Consider the following 525-nt stretch of genomic DNA (forward strand, 5'->3'; position numbering starts at 1 on the left):
AAGTGCAGAAGGTCTATCTCTACCCAAAGCCCGTCGACTTCCGCAAATCCATCAATGGACTGGCCGCGCTGGTCGAGCTGGACATCAAGGTGGAGGTGTTCAACCCGGTGCTGTTCGTGTTCCTCAATCGCACGCGCAGCCAGGTCAAGATTCTCTACTGGGAGCGCAATGGCTTCTGCCTGTGGCTCAAGCGACTGGAAGCCGAGCGTTTCAAGACCAAACCCGATGCCGGTGACGAGGCCATTGAGCTGACGGACGACGAACTGAACTGGCTGCTCGACGGTATCGACCTGTGGCGCAACCGTCCACACCAGATACTGACGCCGCGCTTCGTAACCTGAGCCGGTATAATCCACGGCCATGATCGCCGTGCCCGAATCCCTTCCTGACGACCCAATCCTGCTCAAGCATTTACTGCTGCTGGCCAGTGAACAGGCGGCGGCGAAAGATGCTCGCATAGAACAACTTCAAGAACAGGTCGCCTTGCTGCGCCACAAGCTGTTCTCGCCCAAGTCCGAGCGCAGC

1 protein-coding gene and 1 pseudogene are annotated in these 525 nt (G+C 58.3%); both read left to right on the forward strand.

What is annotated here, in order from left to right:
- Nucleotides 1-341: IS66 family insertion sequence element accessory protein TnpB (gene tnpB / locus PSOLE_RS23475; RefSeq protein ID WP_140419006.1), on the forward strand; the 341-nt coding region annotated here is incomplete at its 5' end.
- A gap of 19 nt (nt 342-360) precedes the next feature.
- Nucleotides 361-525: pseudogene (locus PSOLE_RS25315) on the forward strand (IS66 family transposase); the annotation flags it as partial.

Source organism: Pseudomonas oleovorans subsp. oleovorans (assembly GCF_002197815.1).
Lineage (GTDB): Bacteria > Pseudomonadota > Gammaproteobacteria > Pseudomonadales > Pseudomonadaceae > Aquipseudomonas > Aquipseudomonas oleovorans.